The 2,731-nt window shown below is 74.4% G+C and carries 3 protein-coding genes and 1 pseudogene; all 4 read right to left on the bottom strand.

Annotation, left to right across the window (positions count from 1 at the left end; genetic code table 11):
- Positions 1–189, bottom strand: a 189-nt coding sequence (locus KS423_RS42920; protein ID WP_224285120.1) for a hypothetical protein, incomplete at its 3' end; no start/stop codon positions are given.
- A 151-nt stretch (positions 190–340) separates the two neighbouring features.
- On the bottom strand, positions 341–1,318 hold the full coding sequence (locus KS423_RS42915) for an NAD(P)H-quinone oxidoreductase (protein WP_224285119.1): 978 nt from the start codon (positions 1,316–1,318) through the stop codon (positions 341–343).
- Positions 1,319–1,360: 42 nt separating this feature from the next.
- Positions 1,361–2,422, bottom strand: a complete 1,062-nt coding sequence (locus KS423_RS42910; RefSeq protein ID WP_224285118.1) for a TrkA family potassium uptake protein — start codon at positions 2,420–2,422, stop codon at positions 1,361–1,363.
- Positions 2,423–2,549: 127 nt separating this feature from the next.
- Positions 2,550–2,731, bottom strand: a pseudogene (locus tag KS423_RS42905) (molybdopterin molybdenumtransferase MoeA); the annotation flags it as partial.

Raw genomic sequence — 2,731 nt, 5'->3', positions numbered from 1 at the left:
CACCGGCAGGGGCAACGCCGCCGGCGAGGGCAGCGCCACCGCCGCCGAGGCGGCGGCCAGCGGGAGGGTGAGCCCCAGCACGGCCGCCGCGAACAGCCGCTGCGCGCGGCCCGGAGAGCGGCGGGAAGTACGACGGTGATGCGGTGCCGCGGGCAGCGGCCCGAGGCGTGCGTGCAGTGATGCGGCCACGGTCGGAGTCCTTCCGACGGCCGATGGCGCCCGGAGGCGGGATCGGCGGCGGGACTGCTCCGGACCAGGCTCGCACGCCCCGGCCCGTACGGCATTTCGGGCGATTTACCCCCCGGTTCCGTTACCGCCCCACCGCCCTGCTCCCCGGCGCTCAGGCCCGCAGCACGACCTTCCCGACCTGCTCCCCGCGCTCCAGCACCCGGTGCGCCTCGGCCGCGTCGGCCAACGACAGAACCCGGTCCACCACCGGCTTCACCACCCCGGACTCGACCAGCGGCCACACGTGCTCCCGCACCGCCGCCACGATCGCCGCCTTCTCCGCCAGCGGTCGTCCGCGCAGGTTGGTGGCGATCACCGCCCCGCGCTTGCGCAGCAGCGCGTTGAGGTCGAGCTCGCCCTTCACCCCGCCCTGGAGTCCGATGATCACCAGCCGCCCGTTGACCGCCAGCGCGTCCACGTTCCGCTGGAGGTACCTGGCACCCATGATGTCCAGGATCACGTCCGCCCCGGCCCCGCCGGTGGCCTCCCGGAGTGCCTCGACGAAGTCCTGCTCGCGGTAGTCGACCAGGATGTCCGCGCCCAGCTCGGCGCACCGCGCCAGCTTCTCCGGGCTGCCCGCGGTGACCGCGACCCGGGCGCCGACCGCCTTGGCGAGCTGGATCGCCATGGTCCCGATCCCGCTCGCGCCGCCGTGCAGCAGCACCGTCTCGCCGGGCCGCAGGTGCGCGGTGAGGAAGACGTTGGACCACACCGTGCAGGCGACCTCGGGCAGTGCCGCGGCCTGCTCGACGGACAGCCCCGCGGGCAGCGGCAGCAGCTGCCCGGTCGGCACCGCGACCTGCTGCGCGTAGCCGCCGCCGGCCAGCAGCGCGCACACCTCGTCGCCGACCGCCCACCCGGACACCCCGGGCCCGAGCGCGACGATCCGCCCGGCGCACTCCAGCCCCGGGTAGGGCGAGGCGCCGGGCGGCGGGTTGTAGAAGCCCTGCCGCTGGAGCAGGTCGGCACGGTTGACGGCGGTGGCCGCCACCTCGACCAGGACCTCGCCCTCAGCGGGCACCGGGTCGGGCACCTCCGCCCAGACCAGTGCCTCGGGACCGCCGGGTACGGGAATCGTCATCGCATACATGCCCCGAACCTACTGCGGGCCGGGGCGGTTCCACGGCGTGGCTCAGCCGGTCGGCGCGACTGCGCTGGACCTGATGACGATCACCCGGTCGGTGAGCTGGAGCACGGCGGCCTCCGGCTCGGTGTAGTTGAGCACCCGTCGGCCCCGGACCACCGCGACCACCAGGTCCGCGCACTCGCGCGGGCTGTGCCCGGCCTCGGCCCGGGTGACCGGGCGCTCCACCACGTCCAGCCCCTTGCCGTACGTCAGCAGGTCCTCCATCACCGCCCCGGCGTGCGGGCTGAGCATCGACAGCCCGAGCAGCCGCCCGGCCGAACTGGAGCTGGTCACCACGACGTCGGCACCGCTCTGGCGCAGCAGCGGAGCGTTCTCGTCCTCCCGGACGGCGGCGACCACGGTGGCGGACTTGTTCAGCTGGCGGGCCGTCAGCGTGATCAGCACGGCGGTGTCGTCCCGCTCCGGCGCGACCACCACCCGCGCGGCGGTGGGCAGTGCGGCGCGCACCAGGGTGTCGGTGCGGGTGGCGTCGCCGACCACCCCGACCAGGCCGTGCTGGGCGGCTTGGTCGATCACCTTGCGCTGCGGGTCGACGACGACGATCTCCTCCTTCTTCACCCCCTGCCCGAGCAGGGTGTCGACGGCGCTGCGGCCCTTCGTCCCGTAGCCGATGACGACGGTGTGCTCGCGCACGGTGGACCTCCAGCGGTTCAACCGCCATTGCAGGCGGGTCCGTTCGGTGAGCACCTCCAGGGTGGTGCCGACCAGGATGATCAGGAACACCACGCGCAGCGGGGTGATCACGAAGATGTTGGTGAGCCGGGCGCTGTCGCTGTACGGGGTGATGTCGCCGTACCCGGTGGTGGAGAGCGTCACCGTGGCGTAGTACGCCGCGTCCAGGAAGCTGAGCCCGCCACCGGCGTTGTCGTTGTAGCCGGCCCGGTCGAAGTAGACGATGAACGTGGTGGCGACCAGTACGGCGAGCGCCAGCAGCAGCCGGGAGCCGACCTGCCGGACGGCGGGCGCGGTCCGGCGGACGGGCAGCACGATCCCGGCGTCCGCCCACGGCTCGGTGCCGGGCGCCAGGTTGCGTCGCAGGCGGCTCATGCGCCCACCTCTCCCCCGGCGTCCGGCCCGGGGTGTCCCCACCGCTCGGCAGCCGCTTCGCCAAACGCGCACGTCGTGATGGTTCGCCCCCGGCCTCCGGCCGTGGGGATCCCTGTGCTTCGCTCGCTCACGGCACCTCCAGGAGTTCGACCGTCTCGCCCGCCGCCGCACCACCGGGCGGCACCACGGCCAGCGCCTCGGCCCGGGCGAGCCCGCGCAGCATCGCCGGTCCGTCGAAGGCCAGCGGCAGGACGCCCTCGGCGGTCCGCCGGACCGGCTGGAGCCGGGTGTCCGTCGGGTGCCCGGGCA

The organism is Streptomyces sp. LS1784 (assembly GCF_020103755.1).
Classification (GTDB): domain Bacteria; phylum Actinomycetota; class Actinomycetes; order Streptomycetales; family Streptomycetaceae; genus Kitasatospora.
The sequence above is the reverse complement of the archived record's forward strand: the minus strand, read 5'-3'. Positions and strand labels throughout refer to the sequence as shown.

Coding starts and splice junctions, on each gene's coding strand:
- KS423_RS42915 (WP_224285119.1), bottom strand. CDS start 1,318: ATGTATGCGATGACGATTCCCGTACCCGGCGGTCCCGAGGCACTGGTC.
- KS423_RS42910 (WP_224285118.1), bottom strand. CDS start 2,422: ATGAGCCGCCTGCGACGCAACCTGGCGCCCGGCACCGAGCCGTGGGCG.